This window comes from Bradyrhizobium prioriisuperbiae (assembly GCF_032397745.1).
Lineage (GTDB): Bacteria > Pseudomonadota > Alphaproteobacteria > Rhizobiales > Xanthobacteraceae > Bradyrhizobium_A > Bradyrhizobium_A prioriisuperbiae.
Window position 1 is genome coordinate 1,271,273 of sequence record NZ_CP135921.1, and the last position, 15,530, is coordinate 1,286,802.

At 64.3% G+C, this 15,530-nt stretch carries 16 protein-coding genes; 7 read left to right on the forward strand and 9 right to left on the reverse strand.

What is annotated here, in order from left to right:
• Positions 1-47: 47 nt before the first annotated feature.
• The 7 genes from RS897_RS05975 (at position 48) to RS897_RS06005 (ending at position 7,126) form a co-directional block, all read left to right on the forward strand.
• On the forward strand, positions 48-965 hold the full coding sequence (locus tag RS897_RS05975) for an NAD(P)-dependent oxidoreductase (RefSeq protein ID WP_315835667.1): 918 nt from the start codon (positions 48-50) through the stop codon (positions 963-965).
• Positions 966-1,001: 36 nt separating this feature from the next.
• Complete coding sequence (locus tag RS897_RS05980) at positions 1,002-1,352, forward strand: RidA family protein (RefSeq protein WP_315835668.1); 351 nt, start codon at positions 1,002-1,004, stop codon at positions 1,350-1,352.
• A gap of 58 nt (positions 1,353-1,410) precedes the next feature.
• Entirely contained in the window at positions 1,411-2,631 is a 1,221-nt protein-coding gene (locus RS897_RS05985) for a pyridoxal phosphate-dependent aminotransferase (protein ID WP_407654442.1), read from the forward strand.
• Entirely contained in the window at positions 2,628-4,295 is a 1,668-nt protein-coding gene (locus tag RS897_RS05990) for a thiamine pyrophosphate-binding protein (RefSeq protein ID WP_315835670.1), read from the forward strand. Before RS897_RS05985 ends, RS897_RS05990 begins: the two co-directional genes overlap by 4 nt.
• Positions 4,296-4,297: 2 nt before the next feature.
• A complete protein-coding gene (locus RS897_RS05995; protein WP_315838536.1) occupies positions 4,298-5,569 on the forward strand; it encodes an NAD(P)/FAD-dependent oxidoreductase in 1,272 nt (423 codons plus the stop codon).
• A 13-nt stretch (positions 5,570-5,582) separates the two neighbouring features.
• Positions 5,583-6,329 (forward strand): aspartate/glutamate racemase family protein, encoded by a 747-nt coding sequence (locus RS897_RS06000; RefSeq protein ID WP_315835671.1) that lies wholly within the window; start codon positions 5,583-5,585, stop codon positions 6,327-6,329.
• Between the two features lie 92 nt (positions 6,330-6,421).
• The gene (locus RS897_RS06005) at positions 6,422-7,126 is read left to right on the forward strand and encodes a GntR family transcriptional regulator (RefSeq protein WP_315835672.1); all 705 of its coding nucleotides are present in this window, start codon (positions 6,422-6,424) and stop codon (positions 7,124-7,126) included.
• Positions 7,127-7,129: 3 nt separating this feature from the next.
• On the opposite strand, the gene RS897_RS06010 is transcribed toward RS897_RS06005, so the two are convergent.
• From RS897_RS06010 to fliD, 9 genes are all read right to left on the reverse strand, one after another.
• Positions 7,130-8,044, reverse strand: a complete 915-nt coding sequence (locus tag RS897_RS06010) for a flagellin (protein WP_315835673.1) — start codon at positions 8,042-8,044, stop codon at positions 7,130-7,132.
• Positions 8,045-8,054: 10 nt separating this feature from the next.
• Complete coding sequence (gene flgK / locus RS897_RS06015; protein WP_315835674.1) at positions 8,055-9,833, reverse strand: flagellar hook-associated protein FlgK; 1,779 nt, start codon at positions 9,831-9,833, stop codon at positions 8,055-8,057.
• Between the two features lie 26 nt (positions 9,834-9,859).
• On the reverse strand, positions 9,860-10,318 hold the full coding sequence (locus RS897_RS06020) for a flagellar protein FlgN (RefSeq protein WP_315835675.1): 459 nt from the start codon (positions 10,316-10,318) through the stop codon (positions 9,860-9,862).
• A 16-nt stretch (positions 10,319-10,334) separates the two neighbouring features.
• Entirely contained in the window at positions 10,335-10,604 is a 270-nt protein-coding gene (locus RS897_RS06025; RefSeq protein WP_315835676.1) for a hypothetical protein, read from the reverse strand.
• A gap of 2 nt (positions 10,605-10,606) precedes the next feature.
• Complete coding sequence (gene flgE / locus RS897_RS06030; protein WP_315835677.1) at positions 10,607-11,890, reverse strand: flagellar hook protein FlgE; 1,284 nt, start codon at positions 11,888-11,890, stop codon at positions 10,607-10,609.
• 18 nt (positions 11,891-11,908) lie between these two features.
• Entirely contained in the window at positions 11,909-12,565 is a 657-nt protein-coding gene (locus RS897_RS06035; protein WP_315835678.1) for a flagellar hook assembly protein FlgD, read from the reverse strand.
• Positions 12,566-12,954: 389 nt separating this feature from the next.
• A complete protein-coding gene (locus RS897_RS06040) occupies positions 12,955-13,245 on the reverse strand; it encodes a hypothetical protein (RefSeq protein WP_315835679.1) in 291 nt (96 codons plus the stop codon).
• Positions 13,246-13,413: 168 nt separating this feature from the next.
• A complete protein-coding gene (locus RS897_RS06045; protein WP_315835680.1) occupies positions 13,414-13,830 on the reverse strand; it encodes a flagellar export chaperone FliS in 417 nt (138 codons plus the stop codon).
• A complete protein-coding gene (gene fliD, locus RS897_RS06050; RefSeq protein ID WP_315835681.1) occupies positions 13,830-15,530 on the reverse strand; it encodes a flagellar filament capping protein FliD in 1,701 nt (566 codons plus the stop codon). Before fliD ends, RS897_RS06045 begins: the two co-directional genes overlap by 1 nt.

The following is a 15,530-nucleotide window of genomic DNA, read 5'->3' on the forward strand; positions in this document are numbered from 1 at the left end:
CCGGAAGCCTACCCCTTCTGCTGCCTGAAGATACAAGGAGAAGCCCTTTGCGCGCGCTGTTCGTCGATGCCAACGACACCCTGGCCGCGGTCACCGACAAACTGTTGGTGTCTGCGAAGCTGCCGGTCACCATCAACCGTGACCCCGGCGTGAAGCCCGAAGCCCTCCCCGGCCTGCTCGACGGCGTCGAGATCGCGATTGTCGACCACACCGCGGTGCCGACCGCGATCGCCGCGCAGTGCAAGAGCCTGAAGCATGTGGTGTTCCTCGGCACCGGCGCGCGCAGCTATATGAATCCGGAAGAGCTCGAAGGCCATGGCATCGCCGTGCACACCATCAAGGGTTATGGCGACACCGCGGTGGCCGAGTGCGCCATCGCGCTGATGTGGGCCTCCGCCAAGGGGTTTGCGGTGATGGACCGCGGCATGCGCGCCGGCAACTGGCTGCGCTCCGACGGCATGCAGCTCACCGGCAAGACGCTCGGCCTGATCGGCTTTGGCGGCATCGCCGCGGAAGCGGCGCGTCTCGCGCTCGGTTGCGGCATGAAGGTGCTGGCCTGGAACCGGACGCCGAAAACCCATCCCGGCGTGGAGTTCGTCTCGCTGGAGCGGCTGCTGGCCGAGAGCCACGTGGTCTCGCTGCATCTTTTGCTCAACGACGACACCAAGAATTTCCTGTCGCGTGAACGCATCCAGGCGATGCGTCCCGGCGCCATCCTGATCAACACCGCGCGCGGCGCCGTGGTGGACGAGGATGCAATGATCGAGGCGCTGCGCTCGGGCCACCTTTCCCACGCCGGCCTCGACGTATTCACCATCGAGCCGCTGCCGGCCAACCATGTGCTGGCCACGCTGCCAAATGTCACGCTGTCGGCGCACTCGGCGTTCCGCACCCCCGAGGCCAGCGACAACCTGATCGGGGCGGCGCTCGATCACTGCCGCCGCATCATCACGACCGGCCGCTGATCCGCAGCCGCAATCTGGAAATTGGAAGGACACGACATGTCTGAGATCGTTCGCATCGACCAGAACACCCGGCGCAGCCGCGCCAGTGTGTTTGGCGACCTGGTTTTCCTCGCCGGCCAGGTGGCCGACGACAAGGCCGGTGACATCACCCAGCAGACCCGCGAGGCCCTGGCCAAAGTGGACGACATGCTGGCGCGCGCCGGCACCGACAAATCGCGCCTGCTCAGCGTGCAGGTCTGGCTGCGAACCATGGATGACTTCGATGCCATGAACGCAGTCTACGACGCCTGGGTGGTGCAGGGACAAACGCCATGCCGCGCCTGCGGCAAGGTCGAGCTCGCCGATCCCCGCTTCCTCATCGAAGTCATCGCCATCGCCGCGCGCTGATCGCGTAGCGCCTTGCTGAATCCTGCCCGTTCGGACGACGAGGACGCCCTTGACCCTCATGGCTTCGCCAGCAACTGGCTTCCGGTCCGCCCGCCGCATCAGTGCCATCGGCGTCTCCGAAATTCTCAAGATCGGCGCCATCGCCAACCGGCTGAAACGCGAGGGACGCCCGGTGATCCTGCTCGGCGCCGGCGAGCCTGACTTCGACACACCCGACCACGTGAAGGCCGCTGCGGAACAAGCCATCCGCGCCGGCCAGACCAAATACACCATCCTCGACGGCTCCCCCGAGCTGAAGACGGCGATCGCCGAGAAATTCCGCCGCGACAACGGTCTCGATTACGCGGCCAACGAAATCACCGCCGGCACCGGTGCGAAACAAGTGATCCACAACGCTTTCATGGCGACACTCGATCCCGGTGACGAGGTCATCCTCGCCGCACCGTACTGGACCAGCTATGCCGACATGGTGCTGATCGCCGATGGCACGCCGGTGAACGTGACATGCACGGAGGCCAACGGTTTCCGGCTGGACGCCGCGGACTTTGAGCGCGCGATCACCCCGCGCACGCGCTGGCTGCTGCTGAACTCGCCATCCAATCCCACGGGATCGGCCTATTCGGAAGCGCATCTGCGGCCCATTCTCGAGGTGCTGAAGCGCCATCCCCATGTCTGGCTGATCGCCGACGACATCTATGAGCACCTGATCTACGACGACATGCCGTTCGTCACCGCCGCCCAGCTCGAGCCCAGCCTCAAGAGTCGCACCCTCACCGTCAACGGCGTCTCCAAGGCCTACGCCATGACCGGCTGGCGTGTCGGTTATGGCGGCGGGCCGCGCGAGCTAATCTCTGCGATGGCGGTGGTGCAGAGCCAGAGCACCACCAACCCCTCCTCGATCAGCCAGGCGGCCGCGATCGCCGCCTTGAGCGGGCCGCAGGATGGCCTGATCGAACGGCGCCGCGCCTTCCAGCGCCGGCGAGACCTGGTGGTCGACGCGCTGAACGCTATCGACGGCATTGTCTGCCGCCGGCCCGAGGGCGCGTTCTACACCTATGCAAGCTGCGCCGGGCTGCTCGGCCGAAAAACCCCTGACGGCACGATCATCAACAGCGACAGCGACTTCTGCCGCTATCTGCTGGAGCGGCACGACGTCGCCGTGGTGCCCGGCAGCTGCTTCGGCCTTGCACCTTATATCCGCCTGTCCTACGCCGCTTCCGAACAAAACTTGAGCGAAGCCACCCGACGCATCGCCAACGCCTGCAAGGAGCTGTCATGAGCACGACCAAGAGCAATACCCGCACCGGCGGCCAGATCCTGATCGACCAGCTCGTCGCCCAGGGTGTCGAGCGGGTGACCTGCGTGCCCGGCGAGAGCTATCTCGCCGCGCTGGATGCGCTGCACGACACCTCCATCGATGTGATGATCTGCCGCGCCGAAGGCGGCGCGGCGATGATGGCGGAAGCCTATGGCAAGCTGACCGGGCGCCCCGGCATCTGTTTCGTCACCCGCGGCCCCGGCGCCACCAATGCCAGCCACGGCGTGCATATCGCGATGCAGGATTCGACCCCGATGATCCTGTTCGTCGGCCAGGTCGACACCGCGATGCGCGAGCGCGAAGCGTTCCAGGAGCTCGACTACCGGGCGGTGTTCGGCAGCATGGCGAAATGGGTGGTCGAGATCGACCAGCCCGACCGCATTCCCGAACTGGTGGCCCGCGCCTTCCGCGTCGCCATGCAGGGTCGGCCCGGCCCCGTGGTGATCGCGCTGCCGGAAAACATGCTGACCGAGAGCGCCGCTGTCGCCGACGCGCCGCGGGTGGAGCCGGCGGTGAGCTGGCCCGCGCCCTCCGACGTCGAGCGCCTCGGCGCACTGCTGGCGAAAGCCAAGGCGCCGATCGTGGTGCTCGGCGGCTCGGGCTGGAATGCGGAGGCCACCGCCGCCATCGCGCGCTTTGCCGAACGTTTCGACCTGCCAGTCGCGACCTCGTTCCGCCGCGCCTCGCTGTTCGACGCCGATCATTCGCATTATGCCGGCGACGTCGGCATCGGTCCGGATCCGCGGCTGAAGGCCCGGGTCACCGGCGCCGACCTGATTCTCCTGATCGGCGGCCGGTTGTCGGAGATGCCGTCCTCGTCCTACACCCTGCTCGACATTCCGGTGCCGGCGCAGAAGCTCGTGCATGTGCATTCGGGCGCCGAGGAATTGGGACGCGTCTATCAGCCGGAGCTGGCCATTCAGGCCAGCCCGATTGCCTTCGCCGGGGCGCTCGACACGCTGAAGCCCACGGCCAAGCCGGCTTGGGCCGGTGAAGCGGCCAAGGCGCATGCCGACTATATCGACTGGACCCAGACGCCGCGCGAACTGCCGGGCGCGTTCCAGTACGGCCAGGTGATGACCTGGCTGCGCGACCGGTTGCCGAAGGATGCCATCGTCTGCAACGGCGCAGGCAATTATGCCGGATGGATTCACCGCCATCATCGTTTCCACAGCTTTGCCGCCCAGCTTGCGCCGACCTCCGGCTCGATGGGTTATGGCGTGCCGGCCGCGGTGCTCGCCAAACGGCAACATCCGGATCGCGTGGTGGTCGCATTCGCCGGCGACGGCTGCTTCCTGATGAACGGCCAGGAGTTCGCCACCGCCGTACAATACGACGCGCCGCTCATCGTGATCGTGGTCGACAACGCGCAGTACGGCACCATCCGCATGCACCAGGAGCGCGATTATCCCGGACGCGTGGTTGGAACGCAGCTGAAGAATCCCGACTTCGCAGCCTATGCCAAGGCGTTCGGCGGCCATGGCGAAAAGGTCGAGCGCACCGAGGAGTTCGCGCCGGCGTTCGAGCGCGCGCTCGCTTCGGGCAAACCGGCAATCCTGCATTGCTTCCTCGATCCGCGCGCGCAATCGGTCGGCAAGGATTTCGTGCCGCGCGACAAGGCCTGATGATGACCACAGCCACCAGCCGCCATGTTGCGATCATCGGCGCCGGCGCCGTCGGCGTGGTCAGCGCCATCGAGGCGCTGCGCGACGGCCATCGTGTCACTCTGATCGATCCGGGCGAGCCCGGCGGTGAGCAGGCGGCGAGTTACGGCAATGCCGGCTGGCTGTCGTCGCATTCGGTGATCCCGCCGTCCGAGCCAGGGGTGTGGAAGAAGGTTCCCGGCTATCTGATGGATCCGCTGGGACCGCTGGCGATCCGCTGGTCTTATCTGCCGAAGGTGCTGCCCTGGTTGGTGCAGTACCTGCTGTCCGGCTGGACCGAGGCGCGGGTGGAAAAGACAGCCTGGGCCTTGCGCGACCTGCTGAAGGACGCACCGAAGCTGCACAAGGTTCTCGCCGACGAAGCCGGCGTCAGTGAATTGATCGAGCGCAACGGCGTGATGCACGTGTATCCGTCACGCGCGCCGTTCGACGGCGACCTCGGCTGGCGCATCCGCAAGCGCGTCGGCATTCAATGGCTGGAGCTCAATGCCGATGAAATGCGCCAGCGCGAGCCGGATCTCGATCCGCGCTACACTTTCGGTGTGCTGGTGGAAGAAGCCGGCCGCTGCCGCAATCCCGGCGGCTATGTCGCGGCGCTGGCGGCGCATGCGATGGCGCAGGGCGCCGAGATCGTCAAGGCGCACGCGAAGGGCTTCAGGATCGACAACGGCAAACTGGTCTCGGTCATCACCGACAGCGGCGAGATCAGCTGCGATGCAGCTGTGATCGCGGCCGGCGCCCGCTCCAAAGCGCTGGCTGCCTCGATCGGCGACCCGCTGCCGCTGGAAACCGAACGCGGTTATCATGTAATGATCACCGATCCCGGCACCGGCCCGCGCACCTCAATGATGGCCTCCGACGCCAAGATGGTGATCAACTGGACCGACAAGGGCCTGCGCGCCGCCGGCCAAGTGGAATTCGCCGGTGTCGATGCCGCGCCGAACTGGAAACGCGCCGAGATCCTGCGCGAGAACCTGATCGGCATGTTTCCCAAACTGCCGAAATCGATTTCCCCTGATCGCATCAAGGTCTGGCTCGGGCACCGGCCCAGCATGCCCGACGGCCGCCCCTGCATCGGCCATGCTCGCGCCACGCGCGACATCGTCTATGCCTTCGGCCACGGCCATGTCGGCCTGGTCGGCTCGGCGCGTACCGGCCGGCTGGTCGCGCAGCTTGTGAGCGGCCGCGATCCGGAGATTCCGCTCGCACCGTTCGCCCCCACGCGTTTCCTCTGACGAGACCTTCGACATGACCGCTCAGCCCATCGCATCCCCCTCTCGCATCGCCCGCGGCGGCAAGGCCATCTATGGCGCACCGCTCGGCATCTTGATGCTGGAGGCGAAGTTTCCGCGGATTCCCGGCGACATGGGCAACGGCACGACGTGGCCGTTTCCCGTGCTCTATCGCGTGGTCGACGGCGCCAGCCCGGAAAAGGTGGTGCTGAAAGGGGCTGCCGGCCTGCTGCCGGACTTCATCGACGCCGCCAGGGACTTGGTCCGGCTGGGCGCCGAGGCCATCACCACCAATTGCGGTTTCCTGTCGCTATTCCAGAAAGAGATTGCGGCTGCGGTCGGCGTGCCGGTCGCGACATCATCGCTGATGCAGGTGCCATGGGTGCAGGCAACGCTGCCGCCCGGTAAACGCGTCGGCCTTGTCACCGTCTCCGGCTCGACCCTGACGCCGGCCCATCTCGAAGGCGCCGGCGTGCCGCTCGATACGCCGCTGGTCGGCACGGAAGGTGGCAAGGAATTCTTCCGCGTCCTGATCAAGGCCGAGAAGGAAGACATGGATGTCGCGCTGGCCGAGCAGGACGTGGTCAATGCCGGCAGGGAACTGGTGGCGAAAAACCCCGACGTCGGCGCCATCGTGCTGGAATGCACCAACATGCCGCCCTACGCCGCCGCGCTGCAGGCCGCGGTCGGCCTGCCGGTCTACGACATTTATTCAATGATCACCTGGTTTCATGCGGGCCTGCGCCCGCGTGTGTTCGACTGATATCAGCCGCTCCACAGGCCGATGTCCCGGCTGCATTGCAAGAGCAGTCGCCGCATCGGTATATTGAACTCTGTTCGGGACGACATGCAGCGATGGCAGAGAACGTGGAATTGAGCTCCGACAGCGTCGTCGACCGGGTTTATGAACAACTCAAGGCGATGGCGGTCAGCTATGAGCTGAAGCCGGGCGAACGGCTCAACGAGGGCGAGCTCGCCAAGCGCCTCGGCGTCAGCCGCACACCCCTGCGCGAGGCACTGAACCGGCTGAACACCGAAGGCTTCCTGCGCTTTACCCCGGGCAAGGGCTTCTTCTGCCGTGAGCTCGACGCCCACGAGATTTTCGATCTCTACGAACTGCGCAAGTCGATCGAGGTGGCCTCGATCCGCCTCGCCATCAAGCGCGCCAAGGACGAGGATATCGACGCGCTGCTCGCCTTCCTCGACGCCACCGGCCCCGATCCCGGCGAGCGCAGCTCGGTGGAGCTGGTCGAGCTGGATGAGACGTTCCATGAGCGGCTGATGGCGATGTCAAACAACGCCGAAATGCTGCGCGTGCTGCGCAACGTCAACGCTCGCATCCGCTTCGTGCGCTGGATCGACATGGACCGCATCAACCGCTCCAACACCCAGGCCGAGCACCGCGCCGTGCTGCTGGGAGTCAGGGACCGCGACGAGGCCGCCTGTGTCGCCGTACTGGAGAAGCACATCGACCGCCGGCTGGACACCATCACCTCGGCGATCAAAGAGGGCTATGCCCAAATCTACATGCCTGCGGCGGCGCGGGCTGCAACGATCTGATTTTTAGCGCAGATAACTCGCGAGATTCAGGCCCTGGATCTTGGCGATCGCGGAATAGGACGCGGTCAGCTGCGCCTGGTAGGTCGAAAGCTGCGCCGTCACCGCCGCGACGTCGACACTGGTGAGGCTCGTGCCCAGCGTCTTGAGATACGACTGGTACTCGGTCTGCCCGGAACTCGCCGTCTCGATGGCGGAGGCGGCATTGGCGAGCTTGGTCTGCACCACGCTCGTATCATCAAGCGCGGTCGACGCCAGCGCGAGGGCCTGACTTATCGTCGTGGAGTCCAGCGACGAACTGTTCGCCACCAGCTTGAGCGCGCGCAGAGCCTCCTCGAATCCGGTGTTGTCCGCGGTCACTCCGTAGGAGATCGTCTGGGAGTCGGAGACCCGGACCGACGCAGCCTGAGAGTCGCCCTGATAGTAGCTGGTGTCCGGTGTCGACGCCGAGGCGGTGTTGGCCGCGTAGGTCGAGTCGCTGAGATCGACCGGCGCGGTGTCGGTGCGCCCGCCGCTGAACACATACTCGCCGTTGTACTGGGTGTTCATCAGCCCCGCGATCTGCTCCATCATGGCCTGGGCGGACTGAATGGTGGACGCCGAACCCGTGGCACTGCTCAGCGAGGCGCCGGTCAGCAGGCTGCGGAAATTGGTGATGACGTCGGCCATCGATCCCACCGCCGAATACATCACCTGCACCTTGCTGTCGGCGAGCGAGGACGCGTCGATATAGGACTGTGATCGCGCCACCGAGACCTGCAAGTTGATCACGTGCTGCGCCGTCGCACCGAGACCAGCGAAATCCGAGGAGATCAGGCCCGAGGCTTCCTGGATCTGCTGGTTCGCCATGGTCGCCTGCGTCCGCAACGCAGCGGTGATCATCTGATCGTTGATGGCGAAGGTCGCAACACGCATGGCCATGGGACTGTCCTTATGTTCCGGCGCTCTGGACCGCGGTGAGCAGCGAGGAGAACATCTCGTTGATGATCTGGATCAGCTGCGACGCCGCGCTGTACTTGTTCTGCAGCATGCTCAGGTTTGCCGTCTCCTCGTCAAGATTGACGCCGGACTGCGACGAGAGCGCGTTGGCGAAGGTCGACTGCGCGGTATTCTTCGCGGTGTAGGCGCTGGACGCTTGCGACGCCTTCGAGGCCGCGTTCGCCACAATCGCCGCCGCATAGTCGGTGAATGACTGGCTCGACCCGCCCAGGCCGCCCGCGGCCGCAAAACTGGTCGATCCCGTCAGCGCGCTATAGAGCGCATCCGACACGGTGGCCGAGCCTGCGCTCAACACCGTATCCCCTACGTTCAGTGTCGACGACGAATCGAGCGTGGAAACGGCGAGCAGTCCGGTGTTGTTCAGAATGCTGCTGCTCACCGCGAAAGTCGCAGCACTGGTCCCAGTGACAAGGTCGTTCAGGCCGAAATAATCGGAAAAACCCTGCGCACCGCTGCCGATCGAGCTGGTCATCTCGTTGATGGCAACGCCACCACCGGACGTGGAGGTGTTGAGAACAAGATGGCCGTTGCCGTCGATCGACGCAGACACACCCGACGTGCTGGTCGTCCCATTGATCGCATCGACCAGATCACTGACGGTCGGAGGACTGCCGGCCACGGTCGACAGGTCCAAATCGGTGTAGGATTCGAGTACGCCCTGGCTGTTCGTCACCGCAAGCCGCACGGTTCCTGTCATGGGGGACAGCGTCGTCGTTGCGCTGACGCTGGTGGTGCCCGTCAGGGTCGAGGGCGGCGGTATCGCCGTTCCCTGGTTGTGAACCGAATTCAGGGTGGATGCCAGCTGACTGGCGAGCTCGTCGAGCTGGCTCTGCGCCGCCGGCAGGGTGTTGTCGCGCAGGTTAACCAGCGCGCCGATATTGCCGGAGGTCATCTGCGACGTCACGTCGACGCCGTTGACCATGATGCCGTTGAAGGTAGTACCGGAGGTCACCTTGGCCGCCGGCGTATAGCTCAGCAGATGCGCCGAGGTGTCGACCAGCGCCTGTCCCGAGGTGGTATAGACCTGGAGATCACCGCTCGAATTGGTGAAGTAGCTCACATTCATCTGCGAGCCGATATCCTGCAGCGCGGTGTTGCGCTGGTCCTCCAGATCACCAGTCGGCTGACCGGAGGCCGCGGCCTGCTTGATCTGGGCGTTGAGGGTCGCGATCTGCTGCAGTTGCTGATTGACGTCGGTCACCGCCGAGGAAATGTCATGGTCGGCGTTTGCGCGCAGGGTCTGGATGCCGCTCGAGGTCTCGCGCAGTTGCGAAGCGACCGCGTCGAGCGAGCTGACGACGTTGGCCTGTAGCGACGAACTGCTGGGCGTGCCCTGGAGCGCCGAGATCGCCGATTCCAGCGATGCCAGCGAGTTCGCCAGCGACGTTCCTGTCGAGCTGTTGGAGCTGCTGGAGGTGCTGCCGTAGAGCGCCTGCAGTTGATTCAGATAACTGTTCGTTGTGTCGGCGGAGCCAAGATCCGAGGTCGCGCCGATCAGCGACTTCAGGAGCAGCTTGTTGACACTGCTGGTGATGCCGGTCACCACCACGCCGGTGCCGACGCCCCCCGTCACGACCGACGACTGGTTCGCGGTCTTCTCGGTGTAGCCCTTGGTATCGGCATTGGCGATGTTCGCCGATGCGACGCTGATCTGAACCTGCGTCGTCATCAGCCCGCTGAATGCGATGCTTCGTGCGATATCAAGCGACATGGCTGCCCCTCACACTCAAGAATTCGTCACGCCCGCACGTTGGTGCCGCAGGACATCGCATGCCCCGCCAACCGCCCGCTCGCGCCATAGGGCGAAACGTTCGATATCTGCTCGCGGATCGCCTGCATCACCGCATCGATCCGCCGGTTGCTGGCATCGATGGCGGCGCGCAGCCGCATCACGTTCTCGTCCATCGAGGATCGCAGCCGCAGGATCCGCTCCATCAGGTCTTCCCTGAGCTGGCGGTCCTGAACATCCAGGCTCACGGCCCTTGCGGAGCATTCCGCCACCCGCTGCTCGAACAGATCGGCCAGGCGGTTCTTCTCGTCGACCTGCTTCAGCCGGGAGGCCGGCAATCCCTTGGCGAGCTCGACATTCTCGTCGATGACGACCGCGATCAGATCGTCGATCAGCGCGATCAGCGACCTGACGCGATCATCGGTCGCGGCGGGAAGGCTGGACTTGATGTGGCGCACCGAACTCATGTGTTGGCTCCTTGGATTATTGCTCGCCTCGAAGCGGCTGCTGTCGTGTCGGTCTCGCGGAACGCGCATAGGCGCTCGCCGCATGAACCCTCGCGGCGGACTGCCGCATGTCCTCGTCCAATCGTTTGCATTCGAGCATGAGACCGTGCCGCACCGCCTGAATGTCGTCGAGCAGCGCCAGAATTTTGGCGCGATCGCCGTCCAGATCGGACGACTGAGCGAGTGCCGTCAGGCGCCGCAGGCGCCAGATCAGGGCTTCGCCTTTGCCTGGTGCGGAAGAGGTCATAGCTACCTCATGGCCGAAATCAGCGTATCGAACATCTTGTTGACGGTGGTGATGACCTGGGACGCCGCCGAATACGCCTGCTGCGCAGAGATCATGTTGCTGAACTGGCCATTCGTGTCGGTGGTGCTGGATTCCAGTTCGCTGCCGTAGATGGTGCCGGCGCCGTTCTGGCCCGAGGTCTGCAGTGACACGTTGCCGGACGATGCGGTGGCCGCGTACATGCCGTTGCTCTTGGCCTCCAGTCCGTTGGGATCGTTGAAGGTCGCGACCGGAATCTTGTAGATCGCGATGGTCTGGCCGTTGGAATAGGTGGCGTTGACGGCCCCATCCTTGCCGACGGAGACGCTGCTGAGCTTGCCGTAAGGCAGGCCGTCGGAGGAGATGCTGGTGGTGTTGACCGTCGGGGTGGTCTCGCCCGACGCATATTGCGTCAGTCCGTCAGTTCCACCTGCCGTGCCGAGATTCAATGTAATCGTGCTGCTGCCAGCTCCATCGGTCCAGGCGACGTCGAACGTCGGCGAGGTCGTCGGAGTGGCCAACGAGCCATCGGAATTGAAAGTGATGGTGATCGGGCTGCCGCTCGAGATCGATCCGGTGGACGTCGTGCTGTCGCTCGACAGCGTCGGATCCCCCAGCGTCGCCGTCCATGTGTTGGACGCTGTCTTCTCCCAGGTGACCTGGATCGAGCTGGCGGTTCCGAGCGAGTCGTACACCGTCATCGAACTGGAGTAGGTGGTGGTGGGCGTGGTGGTGCTGCCGATGACAGCGTCGGCCGGCAGGTTCGCCGCGATCGTGGTGGTGGTGGTCGCGCTGCCGCTGGTGGCCGCGACGGTGGTGTCGATCGGCACCAGATTGCCGGCGGACGCACCACCGGTCACATTGCCCGACGAGTCGGTGCGCCAGCCCATCAGATAGTAGCCGTTGTTCTGGAGATAGCCATCCTTGTCGATGGTGAAGGCGCCGTTGCGGGTGTACAGCGTGGTGCCGCCGGTGGTCGCGGTGGTCACCGGGAAAAAGCCGTTACCCTGGATCGCCACGTCGGTGGCGTTGGTGGTGGTCGCGAGCAGGCCCTGCTGGCTGATGTTGGCGCGACCGGACACCGTGACGCCGCCCGACGAGTACTGCTGCGCGCTCGACGACCCCGTCACCATGGAGGCAAACATCGCCGACGTGGTCTTGTAGCCGGTGGTATCGGTATTGGCGATGTTGTCGCTGATCATCGCAAGCGACTGGCTCTGGGAGCTGAGCGCCGAAATCGCCGAGGAAAGTGCACCGCTGAGACTCATGATCGAACTCCGAAGATGTTAGGATTTGACCGCAATGATGTTGCTTGCGCTGACGGAGACGCCGTCGACGGTCAGCGCCGGCGTGCTGCTCGACGCATCGATGCCGGTCACCGTCCCGGTGATGGTGGTGTAGCCGTAGACGGAGTTGCCGGCGGAATCGGTCGCGGTCACGCTCATGGTGTACTGGCCGCCGTCGCTGAGCTGCGTTCCGTCGGTGGTCTGGCCGTTCCAGGTGAAGCTGTTCGAACCGGCATTGCCGGTGCCGGTGCCGCTCCAGACCGTGTTGCCCGAGGAATCCTGGATGCTGAGCTTGACGTTCGCCGCGGACGAATTCAGCGAATATCCGTATGTCGCCGACCCGCCGGTCAAGGTTGCCGTATCGGTCTTGGCTTCCACGGTGTGGCCGATGTAATTGACCGAGTTCAGGGTGACGAGGCTGCTGAACGAGCTCGCCAGCGAGGTCAAGCTGGTGTTGATCGACTGCTGCTCGTTGAAGTTCGCGTAGGACGTCAGCTGATTGATGAAATCGGTAGTGCTCGTCGCATTGAGCGGATCCTGGTTCTGCAACTCGCTGACCAGCAGATTGAGGAAATCGGTCGATGAGAGCGCGGACGAACTCGACGACGAGGATGTCGTCGCTGTGCTCGAGCTCGAAGCGGCTGCGGAAACGGTCATGACATGCTCCGGCGGCTTCCGCCACGCGCGGCGGCGGGAAGCGAAGATCGTGTGGTTTGCGGTCGTGGGTGTCGTTCGCAGATGAAACGGACGGCGCGGAGAAATCAGGCGACTTTTTCACGCACCCTGGAATGCGATCCGTGATGAAAAACCCCTAATGAAAACCGGCAAAACTTGCCGATGCCGCGTGGGCAAAAAGCGCGGCGGCATGATCATCTGAAGCGAATACGATGATGGGCGAAATCTCTCGCGCGACATGACGGCAATCGGCCGCTATGGTTCGCGCGTGTCGTCGCCGACGGTCCGGCGATCACCTTGCCGTTATGATGATTTCAGGGAATTCGATAAGCCGGAGCCGCTGACGGCAGGGTCCGTCTTGCCGGGCGCTGTCAGCGCCTGTCCGCGCTGTTCACGCAGGCATCCGCGGCATCAGGCGCGGGGGACGTCGGTTCCGAAGTTTGCTGCAATGCAGCCGAAACGATTCGCTCGGCCAGGCCAGCCGGGGCCTTGATCGGGGGAGCGGACAAGGCGCGTCGCAGCACCCCGGCGGCGTCGAGGACAGTCCGGGCGTGATCCGATGTTTCTAGCAGTTGCGCGGCGGCCACGCGCTGCGGTTCCGGCCAGAGCGACATATCCTCGCCCAGCCGGTCGATGAGATCTTCAAACTCCGCAACGTCCATCGTCCGCCAAACCCCAATCGGCGTCGTATCCCTGCGGGAGTCATAGAAGATATTCGCTGGTGCCGCTACCCGGCAGCGGCCGTCACCCCCAGCCGCTGGGGCCGGTGCGGCGTTCGGGCACGCCTATGCGCCCTTGGCGGGACGCTCCGCTCGCGTCCGGGACCGATCTCAGGGCTGGCCGACGGGCGGCTTGGCGGCGTCCTTGGTGCGGGCCACGAATTCCCAGGCTTCACGCAGTTCCGTCAGGCTGGCGATGATGCGACGATAATTTTCCGACACATCGCGGCGGCCGAACGAACGCAGACAGGCCAGGATCAGCGCGTTGTAGGTGTCATAAAGCCGATCCGCGACCGCGCCACCGCGAGCGAAATCGAGATTGTGACTGAGACCGCGCAGGATCGCCGTCGCGCGCATCATGTGTCCGTGCGCCTCCTCGAAACGCCGGGCTTCCTGGGCCTCGATCGATTTCTGCAGGAACATGATGGCGCCATTGTAGAGCATCACCATGGCCCTGAGCGGAGGAACAGTGACGGCGACCCCGCGATAGGCCTGGGCGGCGCGATAGGCCATCGAATTCTGTGTCATCAGTTGTTTGAACTCGCATCGAGCAACGCGGTGAGATAGTTCAGCGTATTGTTGGCGCTCTGGATCGCCGCCTGATACTGCGCGTACTGGTTCTGCAGCATGGTCTGGTAAGTGGCGGCGTTGGCCTGGATGTCGGAGACCTTCTGCTCCAGCGTGGTGTCCTGCGTCTGCAAACCGGAGATCAGCGTCTGCAGCGCGCCGGATGTGGTGTTGGAGAAATTCTTGGCTATGTTGTAGATCTGCGCGGCGATCCCCGTCGTCGAGGTCACGGTGACCGACTGCGAGGTGGTACCGCTATAGGTGAAGGCCATGCCGGCATAGGCAGTGCCGGAGGCACCGATGATGGTTTTGCCGCTGACCGAGAACATGGAACTATCGCCCCCGACCGAAGCGGATGTCAGGTTTCCCGAGCTGTCGACCTCGATGTCCAGCGTGAACGACGACGGCGGTGAGGTTCCGCTGTTCACCACGTTCAGTTGGCCGCTGGAGGTCGTGGTCTGCGCCGCCAGCAGACTGGTCAGGCCGCTCAGGTTCGACGACAAGCTCGTCTCGAGCGCGCTGCTGTCGAGGACGAGTTCGTTCGAGGTGTTGAAAGACAGCCCGAGATCGCTCATCGACAGGCTGTCAAGCGAGGTGCTCAGCGCCTGCTGGAGCTGGGTCATGATATCGCGCATGGTGCCGTCGCCAAACAGCACCGCGCTCGACGCCGCGGTCCCGTCCGAATTCTGCGCCTGCTGAGTGACCACATAATCGCGGAATGCGTTGTAATCGGTGACGAAAGTCTCGATCGCCGACTCGATCTGGCTGGTGTTGGTGCCGATGCTGATGTTGAGGGAGGTTCCGCTCGGGGTCGCCTGCAGCAGGTTGAACGTAACGCCGCTCAGCACATCGGTGATGTCGTTGGTGTCGCGGGTGATGGTGATGCCGTCGAGACTGATGATCGCCGACTGCGCCGTCTGCAGCACGTCAGTGAAGGCACCTGAACTATCGGTCACGCCGAGCGCATTGAGAATATCCGTCGACGATCCGGATGTGCTGCTGGTGACGATATCGGCGGCATCCTGGGTTCCGGACAACACCAGCTCGTACTCCCCGCTGGACACCTGCACGACGGAGGCCTGCACGTTCGTCGTGGACGTCTGCGCATTGACGGCATCGACGATATCGAGCAGCGACATGTCGCTGGTGACGGAGATGGTGGCGCTGGTGCCGCCGGACAGGCCGAGCGAAAAAGAACCGGAATAGCCGAGCGCCGTGCTCTGGCTGGATTGCGCCGACCCGATCACCTTGTGTGCGGTCGCGAGCTGAGTGATCTCAAGAGTATGGTCGCCGGTTGCGGCGCCGTTGCTCACGGACATTCCCAGCGCCGAGCTCGCGCTGACGTCGCCAGTCGCGGTGATGGTCGCCGACCGCGACGCGAAAGCGTTGGTCGCCAGCGAGTTAACGATCGAGGAATTGAGAGAGGTCAGCCCCGATGACAGCGTGCTGAGCAGCGTCTGCAGCTGCTGATAGGCTGTGATCTTGGCCTCGTTGGCCGTGATGGTGGTCTGGATGCTCGTTGCGGCGGCGAGCTTGGCATTGACCTGCGCCGTGATCAGCGCACTCCAGTCGAGGCTCGTCGATGTCGTGGTGCCCGTGGTCGTCACCGTGCTCGCCGAACTGCTGCTCGTCGAGGAGGAGGTCGCGCTGCTCACCGTCAT